Below are 22,090 nucleotides of genomic sequence, written 5' to 3' on the forward strand. Positions count from 1 at the left end.
CTGCCCACACCGGAGTATGGGCGCCTTGCGCGTACGGAATTAAGCTTCCGCGACGACGCTGACGGTACGACGCTTGTTGGCGCCCTTGACCGAGAACTCGACCTTGCCATCGACCAGCGCGAACAGCGTGTGGTCGCGGCCCAGGCCGACGCCTGCGCCCGGGTGGAACTGGGTGCCGCGCTGACGCACGATGATGTTGCCAGCTTCGATGGCCTGGCCACCGAAGATCTTGACGCCCAGGTACTTCGGGTTGGAATCGCGACCGTTGCGCGAGGAGCCTACGCCCTTTTTATGTGCCATGACGGATTCTCCTTTGCTTAGCCGGCGATGCCGGTGATTTGGATTTCGGTGTAGTACTGACGGTGACCCTGACGCTTCATGTGGTGCTTGCGGCGACGGAACTTGATGATCCGGACCTTGTCAGCGCGGCCATGGGCCACAACCGTAGCGGTCACCGAAGCGCCCTTCAGCGCGTCACCCAGCTTGATGCCGTCGGCATCGCCGAGCATCAGGATGTTGTCAAACTTGATCTCGCTGCCGGCTTCGACTTCGAGCTTTTCAACGCGCAGGGTTTCACCCTGTGCGACGCGGTATTGCTTACCGCCGGTTACCAGTACTGCGTACATGACCAGACTTCCTCTGTAGTTATTGTGGTCGCTGCGCCGCCATCGAGGGCGGACAGAAGCGGGATTTTACCGGCCAGACCAAGCCCGGGTCAACCCACCCCCTGCCCGGGAAATCCCAGCCTGAACAAGGGCCTTCCTACGGCCCAGTCTCAGCCTTTCAGACTGGCAAATGCGGTAATTGCCCCAAAATCACAAGGCCGCTAGGCTGCTTGATTGCCGTCAGTTACACCCCCCACATCTGCCGCCGGCCCGTCCGGCAGTGGTCAAAACCGGATTTCCCATGGCGATGGATTTCATCCGCATCCGCGGTGCGCGGACGCACAACCTCAAGAACATCGACCTCGACCTGCCCCGCGACAAACTGATCGTGATCACCGGCCTGTCCGGCTCGGGCAAGTCGTCGCTGGCGTTCGACACGATCTATGCCGAAGGCCAGCGCCGCTATGTCGAGTCGCTGTCGGCCTATGCGCGGCAGTTCCTGAGCGTGATGGAGAAGCCGGACCTGGACCACATCGAGGGCCTGTCACCGGCGATCTCGATCGAGCAGAAATCCACTTCGCACAACCCGCGCTCGACCGTGGGCACCATCACCGAAATCTACGACTACCTGCGTTTGCTGTACGCCCGCGTCGGCAGCCCGCGCTGCCCGGACCACGGCTATCCACTGGAAGCGCAGACCGTCAGCCAGATGGTGGACCAGGTGCTGACGCTGGACCCGGAGCAACGCTACATGCTGCTGGCCCCGGTGATCCGCGAGCGCAAGGGCGAGCATGTGCAGGTGTTCGACCAACTGCGTGCGCAGGGTTTCGTGCGCGTGCGCGTGGATGGCGAGCTGTACGAAATTGATGCCGTGCCGGCGCTGACCCTGCGCCAGAAGCACACCATCGAGGCGGTGATCGACCGCTTCCGGCCGCGCGATGACATCAAGCAGCGCCTGGCCGAGAGTTTTGAAACCGCACTCAAGCTGGGCGATGGCATGGCTTCGGTGATGCCACTGGATGACGCCAAGGCGCAGCCCCAGTTGTTCTCGTCCAAGTACTCCTGCCCGGTGTGCGATTACGCACTGCCGGAGCTGGAACCGCGCCTGTTTTCGTTCAACTCGCCGGTCGGCGCCTGCCCCGGTTGCGATGGCCTGGGTGTGGCCGAGTTCTTCGATCCTTCGCGCGTGGTGGTGCACCCGGAGCTGTCACTGGCCGCCGGTGCCGTGCGCGGCTGGGACCGCCGCAATGCGTACTATTTCCAGCTGATTGCCTCACTGGCCAAGCACTACAAGTTCGACGTGGATGCGCCGTGGCAGTCGCTGCCCGAGCACGTGAAAAAGGCCGTGCTGTACGGCAGCGGCGAAGACCAGGTGACCTTCACCTATTTCACCGAAGCCGGTGGCCGCAACCAGCGCAAGCACCGCTTCGAGGGCATCATCCCCAACCTTGAACGCCGCTACCGCGAGACCGAATCGCCGGCGGTGCGCGAAGAGTTGGCCAAGTACATCAGTTCGCGCCCCTGCCCCGAGTGCGAAGGCGCGCGCCTGAACAAGGCCGCACGCAACGTGTTTGTCGCCGACCGGCCGTTGCCGGACATCGCGGTCATGCCGATCGACGAGGCCAAGCGCTTTTTCAACGAGCTGTCATTGCCGGGCTGGCGGGGCGAGATCGCCACCAAGATCGTCAAGGAAATCGGCGAACGCCTGGGCTTCCTGGTGGATGTCGGCCTGGACTACCTGACGATGGAGCGCAAGGCCGACACCTTGTCCGGCGGCGAGGCGCAGCGCATCCGTCTGGCTTCGCAGATCGGCGCCGGCCTGGTCGGCGTGATGTACGTGCTCGACGAGCCCTCCATCGGCCTGCACCAACGCGACAACGAGCGCCTGCTCGGCACCCTCACCCGCCTGCGCGACCTCGGCAATACGGTGATCGTGGTCGAGCATGACGAAGACGCGATCCGCCTGGCCGATTACGTGCTGGACATCGGCCCGGGTGCCGGCGTGCACGGCGGCGAAATCGTCGGCCAGGGCACGCTGCAGGACATCCTGGAGGCACCGCGTTCGCTGACCGGCCAGTACCTGTCCGGCAAGCGGGCGATCGAGATCCCGGCGCGGCGCCACAAGGCCAACCCGAAGATGACGCTGCACCTGCGTGGCGCCAGCGGCAACAACCTCAAGGGCGTTGACCTGGATATCCCCGCCGGCCTGCTGACCTGTGTCACCGGCGTGTCCGGTTCGGGAAAATCCACGCTGATCAACGACACGCTGTTCTCGCTGGCCGCCAACGAAATCAACGGTGCCTCACACCCGATCGCGCCGTATAAAACGGTCGAGGGGCTGGACCTGTTCGACAAGGTGGTGGACATCGACCAGTCGCCGATCGGCCGCACCCCGCGCTCGAACCCGGCCACCTACACCGGCCTGTTCACGCCACTGCGCGAGCTGTACGCACAGGTGCCCGAAGCGCGCGCACGCGGCTACTCGCCGGGGCGTTTCAGCTTCAACGTGCGCGGCGGCCGCTGCGAGGCCTGCCAGGGCGATGGCTTGATCAAGGTGGAAATGCACTTCCTGCCGGACGTGTATGTGCCCTGCGACGTCTGCCACGGCAAGCGCTACAACCGCGAAACACTGGAGATCCTCTACAAGGGCTACAACATCAACGACGTGCTGGAGATGACCGTCGAAGATGCCTTGCACCTGTTCGAGCCGGTGCCGTCCATCGCCCGCAAGCTCGAAACGCTGGTTGATGTGGGCCTGAGCTACATCAAGCTGGGCCAGAGCGCGACCACGCTGTCCGGCGGCGAGGCGCAGCGCGTGAAGCTGTCCAAGGAGCTGTCGCGCCGCGATACCGGCCGCACCCTGTACATCCTCGACGAACCGACCACCGGCCTGCATTTCCATGACATCGAAGCGCTGCTCGGCGTGCTGCACAAGCTGCGCGACGAGGGCAACACGGTGGTGGTGATCGAACACAACCTGGACGTGATCAAGACCGCCGACTGGGTGGTTGATCTGGGCCCGGAAGGCGGCCACCGCGGCGGTACGATCCTGGTCACCGGCACGCCGGAGGATGTGGCGGCGCACCCGGCGTCCTATACCGGCCAGTTCCTGGCCAAGATGCTGCCCTCCACCGCAGCGCGCCCGGAGCGCCCGGCGGCGGTGGCCAACAAGCCGGACGCCCGCCCGCCGCGCAAGGAAAAGCCCGCCAAGAAAACGGCCACCAAGAAGGCCGCCGCCCCCGCAAAGAAGAAGGCTTCGAAATGAGCACCGAGCACAAGCAACTGGCCCGCGTACCGATCAGCGTGCGCTGGCGCGACATGGACTCGATGGGCCACGTCAACAACGCCAAATATGTTTCGTACCTGGAAGAAGCACGCGTGCGCTGGATGCTGGGTGTGGAAGGCGTGTCGATGAATGACCGCATCGCGCCGGTGGTGGCCAATACCAACATCAACTACCGCCTGCCGATCGTGTGGCCCAACGACATCGTGGTGGAGCTGTTCGTCGAGCGCCTGGGCAACAGCAGCGTGACCATTGGCCATCGCATCGTTGACCAGAAGGATGCGAACACGCTGTATTCGGACGGCAACGTGGTGGTGGTGTGGATGGATACGCAGACCGGCAAGAGCGCGCCGCTGCCGGAAGCGGTGCGGAATGCTTCGAGCTGAGTGCAGAGCTGCCTGAAGCAAGCAGGAAAGCCGCCTGTTGGGCGGTTTTCTTTTTGGGGCTGTCGTGGTGAAGCGAAGATGCTTCCCCCTCTCCCCAACCCCTCTCCCGCGAGGGGAGAGGGGCTTTGAAGCTGCAGCGCTGATATTGCGTCGACTCACGACGCTCTAAGCCCCTCTCCCCTCGCAGGAGAGGGGTTGGGGAGAGGGGGCGCATCCCGAAGTGACCAGCGCGAACGCCTTACTTCAACGCAACCTTCGGGAAATCCACCGGCACATCCAACGCGACGTTGATGTAGTTGGTGAACAGGTTGAGGGCGACGTGGGCCAGGATCTCCACGATCTGCCCATCGTCGAAGCCGGCTGCGCGCAGTTGCGCAACATCGGCATCGCTGACCTGCGCGCGTTGCTCCACTACCTTCAGTGCGAAGGTCAATGCCGCAGCAGTACGCGCGTCAGCGGATTTGCCGACCTGTGCAGCGGCCATGTCCTCGGCACTCGCGCCTGCGTTCTGGCCCAGCACGGTGTGTGCCGCCAGGCAGTACTCGCAACGGTTGCGGTTGGCGATGGCCACGGCGATCTGTTCGCCCAGACGGGCACCCAGCGTGCCGTTGCCCAGGGCGCCAAATGCAGCCCACATGCTCTGCAACGCCACTGGCGAGTTGGACACGGCCTTGAACATGTTCGGCGTGGCGCCGAAGGCCTGGTGGATCTGGGCCAGCAGCGGCTGGCTGGCGGCGGGGGCGGATTGAGATTGAAGGCTGACACGGGACATGGCGATCTCCTGATCGTGGTGGGTTGAGGCGAACCGGGGCGTGTTGCCCGTGGAGCCAGTCTCGCCTTCCTCGACGAATCATTTGATACGATTCGTCCACCAAACAAACCAATTGATACAAATGAACGCCACACCCCCGATTGATCGGCTGGCCGGCATCCTGGAAAACTTTCGATTCCAGGCGCAGCTGCACCACTCCGGGCCACTGTGTGGATTGAACACCTTCGATGCCGGCCAGGGTCACGCATACCTGCATGTGCTGCGCCGCGGCCAACTGGAAGTCAGCCACCCCGGCAGCCGCGAGGTGCCCGCCTCGATGCACTTCGACGTGCCGACCCTGCTGTTCTACCCCCGCCCGCTCACCCATCGCTTCCATAACCCGCCACGCGAAGGTGCCGATTTCACCTGCGCCCGGCTGGATTTCGATGGCGGCGTGGCGCACCCGCTGGCACGCGGGCTGCCGGCACTGATCGCACTGCCGCTGACCCGGGTGCCCGGGCTGGAAATGGCGCTCGAACTGCTGTTCTCGGAAACCGACCAGGTCCGCTGCGGGCAGCGGCTGCTGGCTGACCGCCTGTTCGAGGTGGTGGTGATCCAACTGCTGCGCTGGCTGCTGGATAACCCCGAGCAGGCCGGCATCCGCCCCGGCTTCATCACCGGGCTGTCAGACCCCCGCCTCGCCCGCGCCCTGGTGGCGATGCACGACGCGCCGGGCGACCCATGGACGCTCACGCGCATGGCCGAGCGTGCCGGCATGTCGCGTACCGCCTTCGCCAATGCCTTCCGTGAACGGGTGGGACAGACACCGGCCGATTACCTGGCCGATTGGCGCATTGCCCTGGCCCAGCGCGGCCTGCGCCGCGGTCGGCCGATCAAGCTACTTGCCGATGAACTGGGCTATGCAAATGCCTCCGCACTGTCGCGGGCGTTCACTGCGCGGACCGGGGCTTCACCGCGCGACTGGATGAAACAAGCCAGCGCTGGCGATGCCTCGGTGGTAGCACAATCGGCTGCCAACGTCGCCTGACATGCCCTGCACTTACGGCCGTGGTGCGTCTCGCCGCACCTGCAACGTGCCATCCACCTTTCGGCCATCTTCCAGGCTCAGGCGCACCGGCAGTTGCATGCCTTCCTTCAGCGCCACTTCCGGCTGCATCAACATCAGGTGCAGTCCACCGGGCTTCAACTCCACCGTTGTGCCGGCCGCAATGGGCAGGCGCTGGATTTCACGCATCCGGCTGACGCCCTGCACCAAGGTTGTTTCATGCAACGACGCCTCGGCGAAAGCCCTGCTGCCAACGCCCACCATCACCACGTCATCGCGGCAATCATTACGGATACGCGCATAGCCGGCCGCCATCGGCATCGCGCCCGGCGGAAGCCGGACCCAACCGTCCTGGACCGTCACGCACGCCGGCGTCGCGGTCTGCGCCGACGCGCTGAAAGCACACAAGGCCAACAGTACGCACACGAATGGTTTGGTTATCATCGAAGCCACAACTCCCTGCCGTACGAGAAACCGCAGCATGACCACGCTCATTGAAGTCATCAACCATGGCCCCATCCGCGAACTGCGCCTGGCGCGTCCGCCGGTCAACGCACTGGATACCGAGCTGTGCCGCGCACTGATCGCCGCATTGAACCAGGCCATGAGCGAAGAGGTGCAGGGCATTGTCCTGTCCGGCAGCGAGCGCATTTTCACCGGCGGCATGGACGTGCCGTACCTGCTGCGCCACGGCGAGGACAAGCACAAATTGATGGACAGCTGGCAGGCCTTCTTTGGTGCCGCGCGCGCGCTCGCTGAAAGCCGCATCCCGGTGGTTGCCGCGCTCACCGGGCACTCCCCGGCCGGCGGTTGCGTGCTGGCGCTGTGCTGCGATTACCGGGTGATGGCGCGCAGCGTCGATCCGGCCAAGCCCTATGTGATTGGTCTGAATGAAGTGCAGGTCGGGCTGGTCGCACCGGAAGGCATCCAGCGCCTGATGCGCCGCGTGGTCGGCACGCATCGCGCAGCCGTGTTGCTGGCAGGCGGGCAACTGATCACCGCCGAGCGTGCCCTGGATATCGGCCTGGTCGATGAACTGGCAGACGGTGCCGCACAGGTGGTGCAGGCATCCGTCACCTGGCTGCAGACCCAGCTCAGGCTGCCACAGCAGCCGATGCTGCAGACCCGCGCCATTGCCCGCGCCGACCTGCACGAGGCGATGCAGCCCGAGCACATCCAGCTCGACCGCTTTGTCGATGCCTGGTACTCCAGCGATGCTCAGAACGCGCTGCAGGCACTGGTCGCGCGACTGGGCAAGAGCTGAGTCAGCGGAAATGGGGAGTTGGAACTCACAACGCCGGGCTACCAGGCGGCAGGCCCGCGTCGCCTGTTCCCCGCTCCCCTATAATCGCGGCCTGTCGAACCGAAGGCCGCCGTCTTGTCCGCCAATGCTGAACCCGTCGTCCCCGAACTGATTGACCTACTGTCGCTGGAGCGGCTGGAGGACAACCTGTTCCGCGGCCAGAGCCGCGACATCGGCACCAAGTACGTGTTTGGTGGGCAGGTGCTTGGGCAGGCGCTGGCCGCCGCCCAGGCCACCATCGACAACGGCCGCCACGTGCATTCACTGCACGCTTACTTCCTGCGCGCCGGCAACATCGACCACCCCATCATCTACGACGTGGACCGCACCCGTGACGGCGGCAGCTTCTCGGTACGGCGGGTGACGGCGATCCAGCACGGCAAGGTGATCTTCTTCTGTGCGGCCTCGTTCCAGCAGACCGAACGCGGTGCCGAGCACCAGCACAAGATGCCGGAAGTGCCGCAGCCGGAAGACATCGAACCCAACCGTCCGCTGCCGGCCGACGTGCTCGAACGGCTGCCGGTGAAAGTGCAGCGCTGGCTTTCGCGCGGCGGCCCGTTCGAGTTCCGCCACGTGTACCCGCGCGACGAACTCAATCCGCCGAAGCGGCCGCCCTACCACCAGGTGTGGCTGCGTTTGAACGAACGCGTCGGCGATGCGCCGGAGCTGCACCAGGCCCTGCTGGCCTATGCCTCCGACTTCCATCTGCTGGGCACGGCGACGTTCCCGCACGGCATCAGCTACTACCAGCCCCACGTGCAGATGGCCTCGCTGGACCACGCCATCTGGTTCCACCGCCCGTTCCGCGTTGACGAGTGGCTGCTGTATTCATTGGACAGCCCCAGCGCGCAGGATGCGCGCGGCCTGGCGCGTGGCCAGTTCTTCACCCGCGACGGCGTGCTGGTGGCCAGCACCGCGCAGGAAGGCCTGATCCGGGTAACGCCGGATGACACCGGCACGAGCGAGGGCTGAGCATGCGCAAGATCTTCAGCAGCCAGCGTGTGGAAAATGCCGAAGGCGTGGCGCAGATGCTGCGCGATGCCGGTATCGAAGTGCGTGTCACCAATGGTCGTTCGTACCACAGCAAGCGCCGTGGCCAGTTCAGTTATCTGGACAAGAACAACGGCACCAACCAGCCGGCCGTGTGGATAGTCCATGCCGACGACCAGCCGCGCGCGCGTGAAATCCTGCGCGATGCACGCCTGCTCGACACCACCCGCCGCGACCACCCCACCGCCGACTACGCCTTCAACGATGCGCCCACGCAGCGCAGTGGCCGCAGCTGGGCATGGCGCATCCGCATCGCCTTGCTGGTGGTGATTGCCGGCGTGGCGCTGGTCATCATGCTGCGCCACCGCAACGCCCCCACCGCCCCGGTGGCAACGCCGCCACAGCAGGCCCAGCCGGCACCGGCGCAGGAGCAGCCGGAGGAGATCCGCGTGCGCATCGAGCCCAGCTCCCCTTCGCCGGCACCGGCGAAGTAAGCCCGGTCACATTTGCCGAGCGCGCCCGTCATGTCCTGCAAACCCCAAGGGAGCTGGCCATGACGAGCGCAACGCTGGAAACCATGCTGCAGGACGAACTGCCTGCCGCCCGCAAGGGCTGCACCCGCTCCTACGGGCGCATCGTGCTGGCCTGCCAGAACACGGTGACTTCCATCGCACTGGCCATCACCCGCGACGTACAGGCCAGCGAGGACATTGCCCAGGAAGCCTTCATCAAGGCCTGGCAACAACTCAACCAACTCAACAACAGCGCCAGTTTCTTGCCATGGCTGCGGCAGATCACCCGCAACCTTGCCCGCGACTGGCTGCGTGCCAATCGCAACCGGCCGCTCAGCGGCGAAGCGGCGGATATCGCCATCGGCATGGCCGCTGACCCGGCACCTGCCGGTGCCGAGGCGATGGTGCGGGTCGAGGAAGAACTGGCTGCCGAGGAAATCATTTCCACCCTGCCCGAAGACAGCCGCGAAACCCTGCTGTTGTTCTATCGCGAAGGCCAGAGCTCACAGCAGGTAGCCACGCTGCTGGGCCTGAGCGATGCCGCCGTGCGCAAGCGGCTGTCACGTGCCCGCGCCAGCGTGCGCGAGGAAATGCTCAAGCGCTTCGGCGAGTTTGCGCGCAGCACCGCACCGGGCTCGGCCTTCGCCGCCGTGGTCAGCTCTGCCGTGATGCTGGCCGCACCCAGCACCGCCAGTGCCATTGCCATCGGCATCACCGGCGCCGGCAAGCTGGGCGTGGGAGGCGTGGGTGCCAACACCGTCGGCGGCGGCGCAGCCGGTGGTTCGATTGGCGCCATTGCCAACAGCCTGATGCCCAACCCGCTGGATCTGTGGTTGATCGCGCTGGGCATCGGCATCGGCATGCTCGCCGCCTGGTTCGCCAGCCTGTATCTGTTGCGCTACGCCGAAACCCCTGCCGAGCGGGTGCAGGTGCGCCGTTTCCTGCGTGTGCACAACCTGACCACGGTGCTGTTCTGTGGCAGCACACTGGCATTGGTGGTGCTGCAGCTGGGCCTTGCGGTCGGGCTGACCGTGCTGGCCACCGGCATGATCGTGCTGAACTACCTGTACCTGGTGACCTTGCCGCGGGTGATGGCACCCATGCTGGCCCGCGATGCCGCGCGTCACGGCCGCAAGGGGCCCACCTGGATTTATCGCAGCATGTTCGGGCGAACCGCCATGGTCAGTGCCACCCTCTTCACCGTTGCCACAGTGCTGTATTCGTTGCTGATCCGCTGATCCGGAAAGAACCCGCCCAGGCAGGTTCGCTTGTGCCGGCACGCTGCAAACCCCAGCCCGGCAGGCCAAGCGACCGCGGCGCATAACGGAGCATCGGGGAAACAGCCCTGCCCTACCTGTCATCCGTGCTGGGTGAAAGGATGCAATGCCCAAGTTCGATGTCGATGCGTTCGACCTGTCCTGGCAGCAACGTTCGCCGCATCGCCCAGTGTAGAAAACAACAGCCCCGCTGCTGCCAGCGGGGCTGTTGTCGATCGGCACTCTTCCGGGGCTTACTTCGCAGCCGGAGCCTGCGCCGGCATCGCACGGTGCGCGCCATGTCGCCCACGCGGGCCAGCCTTGCCGCGCGCCGCTTCCAGCTCGGTCTGGCTCAGCTTGCCGTCCTTGTCGGTATCGGCGTTGGCAAACCACTCGGCACGGCGTTGCTCGGCACGGGCCTGGCGGTCAGCCTGGTCGATGTAGCCATCCTTGTTCACATCCAGGCGGTCGAAGTGGGCGCGGTACTCGGCGGCGCTGATGCGGCCGTCGTTGTCCGCATCCATGCCGCGCATCATGAAACCGCCGTCACGGCCCCGGTGCATACCGCCATGATGGCGACCATCACGCATGCCATGACGCATCGCCGGCAGTTCATCGCCCACGAGCTTGCCGTCCTTGTTCTTGTCCAGTTCGTCGAAACGCTGGGCCAGGCGCGGATGTGCGGCAGCTTCCTGGCGGTCGATCACACCGTCGCCATTGGTATCCATGCGCATCGGCGCCGTCCGCGCATCGCTGGGATTGGCGGCCATGGCCAGACCTGTCGCCGAAGTCGCCAGCAGCACAGCCAGCAGGAGAAGAGGTTTACGTGGGGTCATTGGTGGCGCTCCGTGAGTGGAAGAACAGACGCAGCAGTGCGTCCTCACTACGGTCAACGCCCCAGTTGCGCAGCGGTTGACCACGGAAACTGCCGTATTCATCACGCAGACAGGCGCATGTTTTGAGACCCACCGCGGCTATGCTCTGGTCATGGCTCTGCATCACGACCCCAACCAGGAACTGCGCCTGTTCCAGACCGGCGAACACCCCTGCGGCTATTGGCCCGACCGCCAGGCGCGCGACCTTGTACTCGATCCCCAGGACGAGCGCCTGGCCAGCCTGTATCCCATGGCGCTGAGCTGGGGCTTCCGTCGCTCGGGCGACCTCATCTACCGCCCGCACTGCCAAGGCTGCCGCGCCTGCGTGCCGGTGCGCATTCCGGTGGCACGGTTTGCGCCGGACCGCAGCCAGCGCCGCTGCCTTGCGCGCAACGCCGACCTGGAATGCCGGATATTGCCGGCCGAACGCAGCGAGGAGCAGTTCGCGCTCTACCAGCGTTATCTGCAGCACCGCCACGCCAAGGGCGGCATGGACGAACACGGCCCGCACGAATTCGACCAGTTCCTGATCGGCAGCTGGTCGCACGGGCGCTTCATGGAAATCCGCCTGCCGACAACAGACGGTGGCCGCCTGCTGGCAGTGGCCGTCACCGACGTCACCGAGCAGGGATTGTCAGCGGTATATACCTTCTTCGACCCGGCTGAAGTGAAGCGCGGGCTCGGGACGTTCGCCATCCTGCAGCAGATTGCCTGGGCGCAGCGCGTCGGTTTGCCGCACCTTTACCTGGGTTATTGGATCCGCGGCCACCGCAAGATGGATTACAAGCGTCGCTTCAAACCGTTGGAACACTACAACGGCCGGCATTGGTTTCAGACCGATCCTACGGATGAAGCACTTGCCCTTTGAGAGCTGGCCGCCCAGACTCGCGCCGTCATCGCGCAGGCCGCGTTGGCACACGGAAGTACCCTCGAAACAATTTGGAATCCCACGTGAAAATTAAAATTCTGACGATTGCTGCAATCACCCTTCTGTCGCTGGCTGCTTGCAAGAAGACCGAAGCCCCCGCCGCCGACGCTACGACGCCTCCGGCGACCCCGGCTGCTGAAGCCACCCCGGCCCCGGCCACCGATACCCTGCAGGCCGGCACCGGCGTTGCCGAGTGCGACCAGTACCTGGAAAAGGTGTATGCCTGCATCAGCGACAAGGTGCCCGAGGCCCAGCGCGACATGATGAAGCAGGGCATCGAGCAGTCGAAGTCGGCCTGGAACGGCATTGCCGACAAGTCCGCGCTGGCCGCCCAGTGCAAGACCGCCATGGAGCAGGCCAAGACCAGCTTCGGCGCAATGGGCTGCACGTTCTGATACCTGCCCCATGCCGTCCCTCGACGCCCCGCTTGCCGGGGCGTCGTTGTTTCTCGTCCCCGTCATGCGGACATGAGAAAATGCGCCCATGCGCATCTCAACCCTCCTGCTCCCAATGACCCTGTTGCTGGCCGCCTGCTCTACCACGACCGCCGCCGACAACACCCCTTCCACCGCTCAACTGCGCCTGGCCACGTACAACACGTCGCTGTATTCGGACGACGAGGGTGGCCTGATCCGCGAACTGCAGGGCGACAGCGAACACGCACGCAAGATTGCCGCCGTGCTGCAGCAGGCCCGCCCGGACCTGGTGCTGCTCAACGAGTTCGATTTCGACGACGCCGGGCGCGCCGCGGATCTGTTCCAGACACGCTACCTGGAAGTCGCGCAGACCGGCGGCGGCGAGCCGCTGCACTACGCCTATCGCTACCTCGCCCCGGTCAACACCGGCGTGCCCAGCGGCCTGGACCTGGACAACAACGGCACGGTCGGCGGCAAGGGCCGCGAGCGCGGCAACGATGCCTGGGGCTACGGCCTGCACCCGGGCCAGTACGGCATGCTGGTGCTGTCCAAATACCCGATCGATGAAAAAGCCGTGCGCACGTTCCAGTTGCTGAAGTGGAGCGCGCTGCCCGGCGCACTGCGCCCGGTGGATCCGGGCACCGGCAAATCGTTCTGGCCTGATGCGGTCTGGTCGCAGCTGCGGCTCTCTTCCAAGTCACATTGGGACGTGCCTGTGCAGACCCCGCAGGGCACCGTGCATGTGCTGGCCTCGCACCCCACCCCGCCGGTGTTCGATGGCAAGGAAAAGCGCAACGCCGCACGCAACCACGACGAACTGCGCCTGTGGAAGGAATACCTGGACGGCGGCGACAAGCCCTGGCTGTGTGATGACCAGGGCCGCTGCGGCGGATTGGCATCGGATGCACGCTTCGTGATTGTCGGCGACCTCAACAACGACCCGGCAGATGGCGATGGCCGCCACGAAGCCATTCTCGAACTGCTCGAACACGCGCGCGTGCTGCGCTATCCCACCCCGAGCAGCAAGGGCGCCGAGGAAACCGGCCTGGCCTACGCCGAAAAGGGCACCACCCGGCGCGGCGCCCCGCAGCACGCCACTGGCGATTTTGGCCCGCGCTCGGGCACGCTGCGCCTGGACTACGTGCTGCCATCGAGCGGCTTCAGCCTTGTTGGCAGCGGCGTGTTCTGGCCGGCCAACGACAGTCCGGAAGCAAAAATCGCCGATGGCAGCGACCACCACCTGGTGTGGGTGGACGTGCACTAACCCCGCAACCACTGAAACCACAGGCACGGAGGCCGGGCATGACGTTCGCAACGGTGGCAAAGGTTCTGGCCGGCATCCTTGCCGCGCTTGTCGCGACGCTGCTGCTGGCCTTTGTGGGCCTGCGCTGGTGGCTGCATGAAAGGCCGTTTTCCACGGCCGCATTTGACCGCGACCAATGGATGGCCGGCAATCGCAGCAGCGACGACCGCGACTGCATCCGCGGTGCGATGGCAAAGGACATCATCACGCGCATTGCCGCGCCGGGAACATCACGCGCGGACGTGGAACGCCAACTCGGCCCCGCCGATCATGTCCGCGGCGACACGGCCCACTACGATCTGGGCATGTGCAGCGGGCTGCGCGCGGATTACGACAACCTCGACATCGAGTACATCGACGGCAAGGTAAGCACGGTGGGTCATTCGCAGAGTTGAGTGCCTTTCTGCCTTTTCATCGCACCCAATGAAAGAAGGCCTTTTGCGATTGGCTGCACCCCGATGGAAACGAAAACGCCGGCATTGCCGGCGTTTTTGTTGCGGGAAACCTGCATGCCAGGCTGCATCAAGCGGGAGTTCCCTCCCCGCTCATGCACATGCTTCATTCCCGCAGTTCGATACCAATGGCCGCTGCCGCATCACGTGCAATCGCGCGCGCCTGGTCCACATCCGACGCGCGTGCCAGGGTGACGCCGACGCGGCGCTGGCCCTGCACCATCGGCTTGCCGAACAGGCGCAGCGCCGAATCCGGATGCACCAATGCGTCGGCAACATTGCTGAAGAACGGCACGCCATTGCCCTGCGCCAACATCGCGCAGGAGGCCGAGGCGCCATTGTGGCGGATGCTCGGAATCGGCAGGCCAAGAATCGCGCGGGCATGCAGCGCGAATTCGCTCAACTCCTGCGACACCAGCGTCACCAGGCCGGTGTCATGCGGCCGCGGTGACACTTCGCTGAACCACACCTCGTCACCCTTCACGAACAGCTCCACGCCAAACAGGCCCCAGCCGCCGAGGTCGTCGGTGATGGCGCGGGCAACCTGCTGCGCGTGCTCCAGTGCCTTGGCCGACATCGCCTGCGGCTGCCAGCTTTCGCGGTAATCACCGTCCTTCTGCAGGTGCCCGACCGGATCACAGAACGCGGTGCCGCCGGCGTGGCGCACGGTCAACAGGGTGATTTCGTAATCAAAGTCGATGAAGCCTTCGACGATGCAGCGCCCGGCACCGGCACGGCCGCCGGTCTGTGCATATTCCCAGGCCGGGCCGATATCCGCCTCGCTGCGCAGCGTGCTCTGGCCCTTGCCCGAGGACGACATCACCGGCTTGACCACGCACGGCAGGCCGATGGCAGCGACTGCTTCGCGGTACTCGGCCTCGGTATCGACAAAGCGATAGGGCGAGGTCGGCAGGCCCAGGGTCTCAGCGGCCAGGCGGCGGATGCCCTCGCGGTCCATGGTCAGGCGCGCTGCGCGGGCGGTCGGGATCACCCGCAGGCCCTGCTCGGCTTCCAGCTGCACCAGGGTCTCGGTGTGGATGGCTTCGATCTCCGGGACGACCAGGTGCGGCCTTTCCTGTTCGATCAAGGCCTTCAGCGCCGCCGGGTCGAGCATGTCCAGCACATGGCTGCGATGGGCGACCTGCATGGCCGGCGCGTTGGCATAACGGTCCGCGGCAATCACCTCCACGCCAAAACGCTGCAGCTCGATGGCCACTTCCTTGCCCAGTTCACCCGAGCCGAGCAACAGGACGCGGGTAGCGGACGGGGACAGCGGGGTACCGAGGGTGATCATCAGACAGTTCCGTGCAGGCGCCAAAGAGGACGCACATTCTAGGCCGAGCCCAGCGCAGCCGGGCGGCTGGAAGCCATTTGCCCGCCCACCACGGCAGCCCCGTCCAGCCCGGACAGGCGCCAGCGCGCGGGTTCTCCAGGCAACAGGCCGCTCCGGCTGCGGTGCCCGACCGGCACTTGCAGATTGATATCAATTTGATATCTTTCGTTCCAACTACCACGGAAGATCGGCCATGAAAGAGAAGTCCATCGGTTCCCTGCCCGGCATCTCCACCCTGCTCGGCACGATCGTGCTGATGCTCGCCGGCACCGCCGCCATCATCGGCGCGGTAGTGGTCACCAAAAGCGGAGTCGGCGGCGGCGGGATGCTGGTGCTGGCGGGTATCGTGCTGGTGACCATCGGTATTTTCCTCAGCGCCGGCCTGTACATGGTCCAGCCCAACCAGGCCGCGGTACTGAGCCTGTTCGGCAAGTACGTCGGCACGGTCAAGGACAACGGCCTGCGCTGGAACAACCCGTTCTTCACCAAGCGCAAGGTCAGCCAGCGCGTGCGCAACTTTGAAAGCGGCAAGCTCAAGGTCAACGAGCTGGACGGCTCGCCCATCGAGATCGCCGCGGTCATCGTCTGGCAGGTGATCGATGCCTCCGAGGCGGTCTACAACGTGGACGACTACGAAAGCTTCGTGCACATCCAGTCCGAGTCGGCACTGCGTGCAATGGCCACCAGCTATCCCTACGACCAGCACACCGAAGGCCAGCTGGCGCTGCGCAGCCACGCAGCGGAAATCTCCCAGCACCTGAAGGACGAGCTGGCCGAGCGCCTGGCCGACGCCGGCGTGCAGGTACTGGACGCGCGCATCAGCCACCTGGCCTATGCACCGGAAATTGCCCAGGCCATGCTGCAGCGCCAGCAGGCCAGCGCGGTGATCGCCGCGCGCACGCAAATCGTCGCCGGCGCCGTGGGCATGGTCGAAATGGCCCTGCTGGAACTGCAGAAGAACGCAGTCGTCCACCTGGACGAAGAACGCAAGGCACATATGGTCAGCAACCTGCTCACCGTGCTGTGCTCGGACCGCGGCACCCAGCCCATCGTCAACGCCGGCTCGCTGTACTGAGGATATTCGCGTGAATGCAGTTGCTCCATTGATCATCGCCGCCACCGGCATCCCCGCCCTGTGCTTTGCCGCGTGGAGCGGCCGCCCCGGCACCGCGCACGCGCGCGGGCTGGGCCTGCGCTGGGCACTGATTGCGCTGTGTCTTTTCGTTGGTGCCATCGGCCTGTACCTGGCCGGTGACAACCGCAACATCGCCTATGGCGTGGTGATCGCACTGGTGATTGCCGTCAATGCGCTGGGCGTGTCGCTGGTGCTGCACCTGCGCCGTGACGGCAGCAACGGAGCGTCAAGGAAGTGAGTGAAAAGAAGGCCTACCCGCTGCGCATCAACGCCGAGATCCTTGCGGCAACCCAGCGCTGGGCCGACGACGAGCTGCGCAGCCTCAACGCGCAGATCGAGTACGTGATCCGCGATGCCCTGCGCAAGGCCGGGCGTCTGCCAAAACCCAAGCCCGACGACGACCGCAAGGAAGAACGATGAGCAAGCGTTGGCAGTACCTCACCATCGAAATGCCGGCCTCCCTGATGAAAGGCGGCCCGCCCCAGGAAAAAGTGCAGGCCGAGCTCACCAAACAGGGCAACCTGGGCTGGGAGCTGGTCAACATGGTGCATTACGGGCAGCTCTCGCCCGCCCTGCTGATCTTCAAGAAGGAGCAGTGATGAAGCGCTTCAACGCATGGATCGCGGCCCTGCTGCTCATGGCATCAACCACCAGCCTTGCCGCTGAAGCCCCCGAGGCAATGGCCACGCGCCTGCTCGACCACCTGGATGCTGCGCAGTACGACGCTGCCGAGGCGATGTTCTCCGCGCAAATGAAAGCCGCCGTGCCGGCAGACAAGCTCAAGGCCGTATGGGAATCACTGCCGGCGCAGATGGGCGCTGCCGGCAAGCGCGGCCAGGCGCAGCACAGCGAGGCCGAGGGCTACCGCATCGTCGTTGTTCCCCTGGACTACGCCAACGGCCAATTGCAGGCGCGCATCGTGTTCGACAAGGACGACAAGGTCGCCGGTTTCCTGGTGCAACCGGCGGCACCGCCGCCGGCAGCCGCACCGTCCGCCGATGCCCGCTTCCTCGAACAGCCGTTCATCGTGCCCGACGGCCCGGCGGCGAAGGACGGCCTGCCCGGCACGCTCGCCCTGCCCAAGGGCAAGGGGCCTTTCCCCGCGGTAGTGCTGGTGCACGGCTCCGGCCCCCAGGATCGCGATGAAACCGTCGGCCCGAACCGGCCGTTCCTGGACATCGCACGCGGCCTTGCAGAACACGGCATTGCGGTGTTGCGCTACGAGAAGCGCACGCATGCACGGCCGCAGGATTTCAGCGGCACTTTCAGCATTGACGATGAAACCACCGATGACGCGGTATCGGCGGTCAACGCACTGGGCACGACGGCAGGTATCAACCCGGAACAGATCTACGTGCTTGGCCACAGCCAGGGCGGCATGCTGGCCGGCCGCATCGCCAGGGCCAGCAAGGGCAAGCTGGCCGGTTTGGTGCTGCTGGCCGCACCGGCTCGCCCCATCCTCAACATCCTGGCCGAACAGAACCGCTACCTGGTCAACCTGGACGGCAACATCAGCGCCGAGGAACAAGCCCATCTGGACGCGCTGGACACCGCCATCGCCCATGTCCGGCGTGATCCAGCAGCAACGTTGATGAACCTGCCGGGCAGCTTCTGGCAACAACTGGAACAGGTCGATCCCGTCGCCGACGTGCGCGACAGCGGCTTGCCGGCATTGCTGCTGCAGGGTGGGCGCGACTTCCAGGTGGTCGATGCCGACTGGCAGCTCTGGCAGAAGGGCCTGCAGGGTGATCGCTACCGCTTCCATCACTACCCTGCCCTCAACCACCTTGGCATCACCAGCAACGGCAAGGGCGGCATGGCCGAGTACGAACACGCCGGTCATGTTGACGCCGGCTTGATCAACGACATCGCCCGCTGGATCACCTCACAGCCATGAATGCCTCCGCAGCCCCTGCCGCTTTCAGGATCGCCGCACCGACCAGCTCACTGCTGTTCTGGTTGTGGGCCCCGCTGCTGCTGATACTCAGCATCGATCCATTGATCCGGTTGTTCGCCGGCAAAGCACCTTTTGATGCTTCCTTCGATTCGTGGGGTGCCTGGCTGGTGCTGCCCTTGATCGTAGGCGCGCTGAGCCTGGCCTACCGCCGCCGCGAGCTGCGCCTGGAGCAGCAGCAACTGGTCATTGCCGCCACGCTGTATACCCGACGGGTGCCGCTGGGCTCGATGCGGCTGGACCGCGCACGAATCGTTGATTTCGCCGAAAACCCCGACTTCAAACCGGGCATGAAATCCAACGGCTTCCAGTTCCCCGGCTTCCGCGCTGGCCACTTCCACATGAAGGACGGCGGCAAGGGCTTCTGCCTGATCACCGATGACAGCCGCGTGCTGGTGATCCCGCTACGTGACGGCAACAGCGTGCTGGTCAGCCCCGAGCAGCCCCGCGCCCTGCTCGATGCACTCAAGCAACTGGCCGACAGCCGCCACCCCGCCTAAGCTGCGCACATGCGCAACGCTCCCCACCTTCTGCTCAACACCCCCGACATCGAAATCTGGCCCGGCGGCCTGCTGCGCGCGCGCAGCAATCACGACGCACGCCTGCTTGCCCAGGCCAGCCATGTACTGCGCCGGAAATCCGATGGCCGCTACCTCGCCGCGCAATTGCGCGGTGGCCTGATGCCACTGGTTACCCGCTTGCCGGATGAGCCGAGCATCGCGCACGCCCTGGCCGCGCTCGACCGGCAGTTGTCGCAGCCTGCGCGCATCCCGCCGGCCCAGGGCGAGTTGCCGCTACATCAGCTGCAGCACCGACTGGACCAGCTCGGCCTGGACAGCGATGACTACGCCGCCGAAACCGGCCTGGCCCTGATCGCCGAACCCGCGCACCTGGTGCTGGCAGGTTTTGACCGTTATCGCCGGCCGCTGTGGCTGACCCGCCCCGCAGCGCGCGGCTGGCAGCGCATGCGTGATGCCGCGGCTATCGCAGGCATCGCGATGGACGCGATTTCCGGCTACCGCAGCCACGATTACCAACTGGGCATTTTCGAGCGGAAGCTCGCACGCGGCCTGAGCGTGCCCGAGATACTCACGGTCAACGCCGCGCCCGGTTTCAGCGAACACCATGGCGGCAATGCGCTGGATATCGGCGCGCCGGGCGAGCCCCCGGCAGAAGAGTCTTTCGAGCACACCGGCGCGTTCCACTGGCTGCAGCAGCATGCCGGCCAGTACGGCTTCCACATGAGCTATCCACGCGACAACCCGCACGGCATTGTTTACGAGCCCTGGCATTGGCGCTGGGTGGGCGCCTGCTGATCCAGCAAGCTGCCCACTGGGTCGCATACTGATCCGCACGAATACAGCATCATCACCGCAGCAACCGGACTCAAAACCACCTGCACTCACACATCAAGGAGAAATGTTCCATGGACGGGCACAACCCCTACGAAAGCACCACCGCGCCGCTGGTGCAGACGCACAAACCCCTCGAGCGCGATCTCCCGGACACCATCACCGCGCCCATCCGCCACGGCTGGATCGCCGCCTGCGCGTCGTGCGCGATGACGCTGATCGTGACCCTGCTGTCGATCACCTCAGCGCCCAGCGCCACCGATGCCCCCATCTTCGGCGTCTGGAACTTCATCGACGTGGCATTGATCGCCGTGCTGGCTTTCGGCATCTACAAGCGCAGCCGTACCGCGGCGACGATCATGTTCGTGTACTTCGTCCTGGCCAAGATCCTGATCATGCTGGAGACAGGCAAACCCACCGGCCTGGTCATGGGCCTAGTCTTTGCGACGTTCTATTTCCGCGCGATGACCGCCACCTACCGCTATCACCGTTTCCTCGGCAACTGGCAGCGCAACCCTCCGGCGCCGCGCAAATCACTGGCTGACAGCCCGGCATTCGCCCGCAACGAGCACGATGCAAGTGCCTCCTGAGCCAACGCATCCCGCCCGCGGTCACACCGGAGAACAGCATGAATGACAGCCCCTATCGCGCCAGCGCAACCTGCGTCGCGGCCGCACCCACGCAACCCACCGCACTGGCACCGGCCATCAAGCTGATGGTCGCTTCAGGCGTCCTGCTTGGCATCTTCCAGTTGGTGATGACAGGGTGGGCCTGGAACAGCGGGGCCATCTCCCGTCACGTGACACTGGTGCTGATGCTGAGCAATGTCGCCGTGTACATCGGCCTGGCCTATGGCACCTACCGGCGTAGCCGCATCAGCGCGTGCCTGCTGTTGATCTATGCCGAGCTGCACGCGCTGCTCGTCGTATGGCTGTTCTCCCCCTTGCCGGCCTACGCCCTGCTGGCCCCGTTGCTGCTGTTGCTGATCATGGTACTGGGCACGCAGGCGGTGTTTCGCAGCCATCGCCGTTGAAGGTGGCCAGCCAGGCGCTCAATCCTGCGAGCGGTTGGTCCGAAGCCCGGGCTCGGCACTGAAATCAGCGATGCGCCACAGGTACAGACTGGCGTAGGTGCGGTAGGGCCCCCAGCGTTCGCCGCGCTCGGCCAAGGCCCTGGGCGTCAGCATCACTTCGGCAGCATCCACACGTTGCGCACCCTTGCGGATGCCAAGGTCATCAATCGGCAGGATGTCCGGGCGGCCCAGGCGGAACATCAACATCATCTCCACCGTCCAACGGCCGATGCCACGCACCGGCACCAGCGCGTTGATGATGTCCTCATGGTGCATCACCGACATCTGCCGCAACGTTGGCAACTCCCCGGCCGCCTCGCGCCGGGCCAGGTCGCGCAAGGCCTGCGTCTTGTTGCCGGAAACACCACAGGCGCGCAGCCCTGCATCGTCGATAACGGCCAATGTGCCGGCATGCAGCCGCCTGCTGCCAATCGCGGCCTCCACCCGGCCGACGATTGTTGATGCAGCCTTGCCGCTCAGCTGTTGGAAAAGAATGGCGCGCGCCAGCGCATCGACCGGGTCGAACGTTCTACGCCAGCCATCTGGTGGCGGCAGCGGCCCCAGCTTCCGCATCCACGACGCAAGGCGCCGGTCCACGCGTGCCAGGTGCGCCTGCGCCAGATCGGTATCAAAACCCCGCCGGTGCCGTGGCACGACTTCACCGCCTTGCAGCACTGAGTGCCAGCAGTACCCAGCCGGCCATCAGCGTAACCCCGCCGGCAGGAGCCAGCCGGGTCGGCCACTGCATCACGACATTGCCCACCAGGCTGCCGGAAAACAGCAGCGTGCCCAGCAGCAGCACGTAAAGCGCCCCGCGCCCCAGGCCACTGACCGAAGACGCCCCCAGTGCCACCAGCACGGCGCCGTGACCAAAGGCGTAAAGCGCCGCAGTGTTCAGATGGGACTGCGCCAGCGGCTCGGCCACGCCATGCGAGGCATAGGCCGAGAGCCCGATCGACGCCGCTGCCAGCAGCCCGCCACAGAACGCAAGAAAGGAAGGTTTACGTCCACGTCGCTCCTGCAGAAACATGTCTTTCCCCCATCACCCGGCCATTTCCGGTAGCGCAAAAAAAACGCGCCGCGGGAAGCGGCGCGTTTTTCGTCGATCACTGCATCAG

29 protein-coding genes are annotated in these 22,090 nt (G+C 65.2%); 20 read left to right on the forward strand and 9 right to left on the reverse strand.

All coding sequences use genetic code 11. From position 1 onward, the window contains the following. Positions 1-39: 39 nt before the first annotated feature. Together rpmA and rplU are read right to left on the reverse strand one after the other, a co-directional pair. Positions 40-300 carry a 50S ribosomal protein L27 gene (rpmA, locus tag ACVOLO_RS13750; protein WP_481570874.1) on the reverse strand — a complete coding sequence of 87 codons (261 nt, stop codon included), beginning with the start codon at positions 298-300 and terminating at the stop codon, positions 40-42. A gap of 17 nt (positions 301-317) precedes the next feature. After that, positions 318-626 carry a 50S ribosomal protein L21 gene (gene rplU / locus ACVOLO_RS13755; RefSeq protein WP_057634525.1) on the reverse strand — a complete coding sequence of 103 codons (309 nt, stop codon included), beginning with the start codon at positions 624-626 and terminating at the stop codon, positions 318-320. 280 nt (positions 627-906) lie between these two features. On the opposite strand from rplU, the gene uvrA reads away from it, so the two are divergent. Both uvrA and ACVOLO_RS13765 read left to right on the forward strand, forming a co-directional pair. Then, positions 907-3,870, forward strand: a complete 2,964-nt coding sequence (gene uvrA, locus ACVOLO_RS13760) for an excinuclease ABC subunit UvrA (protein ID WP_481570875.1) — start codon at positions 907-909, stop codon at positions 3,868-3,870. Beyond that, positions 3,867-4,274 (forward strand): acyl-CoA thioesterase, encoded by a 408-nt coding sequence (locus ACVOLO_RS13765; RefSeq protein WP_481570876.1) that lies wholly within the window; start codon positions 3,867-3,869, stop codon positions 4,272-4,274. Before uvrA ends, ACVOLO_RS13765 begins: the two co-directional genes overlap by 4 nt. Positions 4,275-4,512: 238 nt before the next feature. Here ACVOLO_RS13765 and ACVOLO_RS13770 read toward each other — a convergent pair whose 3' ends face one another. Then, positions 4,513-5,046 carry a carboxymuconolactone decarboxylase family protein gene (locus ACVOLO_RS13770; protein ID WP_481570877.1) on the reverse strand — a complete coding sequence of 178 codons (534 nt, stop codon included), beginning with the start codon at positions 5,044-5,046 and terminating at the stop codon, positions 4,513-4,515. 121 nt (positions 5,047-5,167) lie between these two features. On the opposite strand from ACVOLO_RS13770, the gene ACVOLO_RS13775 reads away from it, so the two are divergent. Further along, positions 5,168-6,073, forward strand: a complete 906-nt coding sequence (locus tag ACVOLO_RS13775) for a cupin domain-containing protein (protein ID WP_481570878.1) — start codon at positions 5,168-5,170, stop codon at positions 6,071-6,073. Between the two features lie 12 nt (positions 6,074-6,085). Here the strand turns inward: ACVOLO_RS13775 and ACVOLO_RS13780 are convergent, their stop codons facing one another. Then, positions 6,086-6,535, reverse strand: a complete 450-nt coding sequence (locus ACVOLO_RS13780) for a copper chaperone PCu(A)C (protein ID WP_481570879.1) — start codon at positions 6,533-6,535, stop codon at positions 6,086-6,088. A 37-nt stretch (positions 6,536-6,572) separates the two neighbouring features. Here ACVOLO_RS13780 and ACVOLO_RS13785 point away from each other — a divergent pair, with 37 nt between their 5' ends. From ACVOLO_RS13785 to ACVOLO_RS13800, 4 genes are all read left to right on the forward strand, one after another. Continuing rightward, positions 6,573-7,355 (forward strand): enoyl-CoA hydratase/isomerase family protein, encoded by a 783-nt coding sequence (locus tag ACVOLO_RS13785; protein ID WP_481570880.1) that lies wholly within the window; start codon positions 6,573-6,575, stop codon positions 7,353-7,355. A gap of 114 nt (positions 7,356-7,469) precedes the next feature. Further along, the gene (gene tesB, locus ACVOLO_RS13790; RefSeq protein WP_481570881.1) at positions 7,470-8,366 is read left to right on the forward strand and encodes an acyl-CoA thioesterase II; all 897 of its coding nucleotides are present in this window, start codon (positions 7,470-7,472) and stop codon (positions 8,364-8,366) included. 2 nt (positions 8,367-8,368) lie between these two features. Beyond that, complete coding sequence (locus ACVOLO_RS13795; RefSeq protein WP_481570882.1) at positions 8,369-8,878, forward strand: putative signal transducing protein; 510 nt, start codon at positions 8,369-8,371, stop codon at positions 8,876-8,878. Positions 8,879-8,937: 59 nt separating this feature from the next. Beyond that, positions 8,938-10,134 (forward strand): RNA polymerase sigma factor, encoded by a 1,197-nt coding sequence (locus tag ACVOLO_RS13800; protein WP_481570883.1) that lies wholly within the window; start codon positions 8,938-8,940, stop codon positions 10,132-10,134. 272 nt (positions 10,135-10,406) lie between these two features. Here ACVOLO_RS13800 and ACVOLO_RS13805 read toward each other — a convergent pair whose 3' ends face one another. Together ACVOLO_RS13805 and ACVOLO_RS13810 are read right to left on the reverse strand one after the other, a co-directional pair. Beyond that, the gene (locus ACVOLO_RS13805) at positions 10,407-10,988 is read right to left on the reverse strand and encodes an EF-hand domain-containing protein (RefSeq protein WP_481570884.1); all 582 of its coding nucleotides are present in this window, start codon (positions 10,986-10,988) and stop codon (positions 10,407-10,409) included. Next, a complete protein-coding gene (locus tag ACVOLO_RS13810; RefSeq protein WP_481570885.1) occupies positions 10,975-11,121 on the reverse strand; it encodes a hypothetical protein in 147 nt (48 codons plus the stop codon). Before ACVOLO_RS13810 ends, ACVOLO_RS13805 begins: the two co-directional genes overlap by 14 nt. A gap of 18 nt (positions 11,122-11,139) precedes the next feature. Between ACVOLO_RS13810 and ACVOLO_RS13815 the strand changes: the two genes are divergently transcribed. The 4 genes from ACVOLO_RS13815 (at position 11,140) to ACVOLO_RS13830 (ending at position 14,069) form a co-directional block, all read left to right on the forward strand. Next, positions 11,140-11,895: an arginyltransferase gene (locus ACVOLO_RS13815; RefSeq protein ID WP_481570886.1), complete on the forward strand. Its 756-nt coding sequence runs from the start codon at positions 11,140-11,142 to the stop codon at positions 11,893-11,895. Between the two features lie 83 nt (positions 11,896-11,978). Continuing rightward, positions 11,979-12,350, forward strand: coding sequence for a hypothetical protein (locus tag ACVOLO_RS13820; protein WP_481570887.1), 372 nt, complete (start codon positions 11,979-11,981; stop codon positions 12,348-12,350). Positions 12,351-12,438: 88 nt separating this feature from the next. Further along, the gene (locus ACVOLO_RS13825) at positions 12,439-13,635 is read left to right on the forward strand and encodes an endonuclease/exonuclease/phosphatase family protein (protein WP_481570888.1); all 1,197 of its coding nucleotides are present in this window, start codon (positions 12,439-12,441) and stop codon (positions 13,633-13,635) included. Positions 13,636-13,673: 38 nt separating this feature from the next. Beyond that, positions 13,674-14,069, forward strand: a complete 396-nt coding sequence (locus ACVOLO_RS13830) for a hypothetical protein (protein WP_481570889.1) — start codon at positions 13,674-13,676, stop codon at positions 14,067-14,069. 163 nt (positions 14,070-14,232) lie between these two features. On the opposite strand, the gene purT is transcribed toward ACVOLO_RS13830, so the two are convergent. Further along, positions 14,233-15,420, reverse strand: coding sequence for a formate-dependent phosphoribosylglycinamide formyltransferase (purT, locus tag ACVOLO_RS13835; protein WP_481570890.1), 1,188 nt, complete (start codon positions 15,418-15,420; stop codon positions 14,233-14,235). 232 nt (positions 15,421-15,652) lie between these two features. Here purT and ACVOLO_RS13840 point away from each other — a divergent pair, with 232 nt between their 5' ends. The 9 genes from ACVOLO_RS13840 (at position 15,653) to ACVOLO_RS13880 (ending at position 20,933) form a co-directional block, all read left to right on the forward strand. Beyond that, positions 15,653-16,534, forward strand: coding sequence for an SPFH domain-containing protein (locus ACVOLO_RS13840; RefSeq protein WP_481570891.1), 882 nt, complete (start codon positions 15,653-15,655; stop codon positions 16,532-16,534). 10 nt (positions 16,535-16,544) lie between these two features. Beyond that, entirely contained in the window at positions 16,545-16,832 is a 288-nt protein-coding gene (locus ACVOLO_RS13845) for a hypothetical protein (protein WP_481570892.1), read from the forward strand. After that, positions 16,829-17,014: a type II toxin-antitoxin system antitoxin gene (locus ACVOLO_RS13850; protein WP_481570893.1), complete on the forward strand. Its 186-nt coding sequence runs from the start codon at positions 16,829-16,831 to the stop codon at positions 17,012-17,014. Before ACVOLO_RS13845 ends, ACVOLO_RS13850 begins: the two co-directional genes overlap by 4 nt. After that, entirely contained in the window at positions 17,011-17,193 is a 183-nt protein-coding gene (locus tag ACVOLO_RS13855; RefSeq protein ID WP_481570894.1) for a DUF4177 domain-containing protein, read from the forward strand. The genes ACVOLO_RS13850 and ACVOLO_RS13855 overlap by 4 nt, the downstream gene beginning before the upstream one ends. Next, the gene (locus tag ACVOLO_RS13860; RefSeq protein WP_481570895.1) at positions 17,193-18,491 is read left to right on the forward strand and encodes an alpha/beta hydrolase; all 1,299 of its coding nucleotides are present in this window, start codon (positions 17,193-17,195) and stop codon (positions 18,489-18,491) included. Before ACVOLO_RS13855 ends, ACVOLO_RS13860 begins: the two co-directional genes overlap by 1 nt. Then, complete coding sequence (locus ACVOLO_RS13865) at positions 18,488-19,048, forward strand: PH domain-containing protein (protein ID WP_481570896.1); 561 nt, start codon at positions 18,488-18,490, stop codon at positions 19,046-19,048. Before ACVOLO_RS13860 ends, ACVOLO_RS13865 begins: the two co-directional genes overlap by 4 nt. Before the next feature lie 9 nt (positions 19,049-19,057). Continuing rightward, on the forward strand, positions 19,058-19,864 hold the full coding sequence (locus ACVOLO_RS13870) for a M15 family metallopeptidase (protein WP_481570897.1): 807 nt from the start codon (positions 19,058-19,060) through the stop codon (positions 19,862-19,864). A gap of 110 nt (positions 19,865-19,974) precedes the next feature. Then, positions 19,975-20,490, forward strand: coding sequence for a hypothetical protein (locus ACVOLO_RS13875; protein ID WP_481570898.1), 516 nt, complete (start codon positions 19,975-19,977; stop codon positions 20,488-20,490). Positions 20,491-20,528: 38 nt separating this feature from the next. Continuing rightward, positions 20,529-20,933, forward strand: a complete 405-nt coding sequence (locus ACVOLO_RS13880) for a hypothetical protein (RefSeq protein WP_481570899.1) — start codon at positions 20,529-20,531, stop codon at positions 20,931-20,933. Positions 20,934-20,951: 18 nt separating this feature from the next. Here the strand turns inward: ACVOLO_RS13880 and ACVOLO_RS13885 are convergent, their stop codons facing one another. Then, positions 20,952-21,626 carry a DNA-3-methyladenine glycosylase family protein gene (locus tag ACVOLO_RS13885; RefSeq protein ID WP_481570900.1) on the reverse strand — a complete coding sequence of 225 codons (675 nt, stop codon included), beginning with the start codon at positions 21,624-21,626 and terminating at the stop codon, positions 20,952-20,954. A 4-nt stretch (positions 21,627-21,630) separates the two neighbouring features. Then, the gene (locus ACVOLO_RS13890; RefSeq protein ID WP_481570901.1) at positions 21,631-22,002 is read right to left on the reverse strand and encodes a DUF423 domain-containing protein; all 372 of its coding nucleotides are present in this window, start codon (positions 22,000-22,002) and stop codon (positions 21,631-21,633) included. Positions 22,003-22,090: the final 88 nt, after the last annotated feature.

This window comes from Stenotrophomonas sp. STEN056 (genome assembly GCF_056759635.1).